This window comes from Thermorhabdus hydrogeniformans (assembly GCF_049310025.1).
Taxonomy (GTDB): domain Bacteria; phylum Bacillota; class Thermosediminibacteria; order Thermosediminibacterales; family Tepidanaerobacteraceae; genus JBJYKD01.
Genome location: NZ_JBJYKD010000076.1, coordinates 1 through 701, shown reverse-complemented (window position 1 = coordinate 701; position 701 = coordinate 1). Strand labels below are relative to the sequence as shown.

The window sequence follows — 701 nt, the reverse complement described above, 5'->3', positions numbered from 1 at the left end:
TTTAGTTAATAAGCGCTTGGTTTAAACCCACGGGCTTTCAGCCCGTAGATCCTTTCAGGACTTGCAGATACTTCAGTATCATCTATATAATCTATACCAGGGGTGATACTGAATGGGAGATTTAAAAAAAGGAAGTCATACCGTGTATGATATACAATATCATGTGGTTTGGACAACAAAATATAGATATAAAGTATTGACTGGAAAAATAGCTGAAAGATTAAGGGAACTATTAAGACAAGGATGTGAAGCACGGGGAATAAAGATTATTCGAGGTGGTATAGGAAAAGATCATGTACATATGTTAATATCATGTCCACCCACACTTGCGCCATGCAAAATAATGCAATATTTGAAAGGAAGATCATCGAAGATAATGCAAGAAGAATTTAAAGAGTTACGAAGGAGATACTGGGGTCAACATCTATGGTCAGTAGGATATTTTTGCAGAACAGTAGGGACAGTGACAGAAGAAATGATAAAGCAGTATATAGAAGGGCAAGGGAATGAAAACATAGAAGAAATTTTTAAGATAACAGAATGAGTTTCAGTCAATAACTTTAGCTTGCTTAAGCAAGAGGGCATTTAAGTAAACTTAAGTTTATAGCATGATTTTCAATCAAATTCTTAAGCTGGCTTTAGCCTGAATAGCGACTTTCAGTCGCAAATAATTCCCTGCACTCCAGTGCAGGGTGGTTCAA

Annotated in this window: 1 protein-coding gene; it reads left to right on the top strand. The window is 36.2% G+C overall.

Annotated elements, in window-relative coordinates:
- The first annotated feature begins 112 nt into the window (after positions 1-112).
- On the top strand, positions 113-544 hold the full coding sequence (gene tnpA, locus ACKX14_RS15530) for an IS200/IS605 family transposase (protein WP_422449274.1): 432 nt from the start codon (positions 113-115) through the stop codon (positions 542-544).
- Positions 545-701 lie beyond the last annotated feature (157 nt).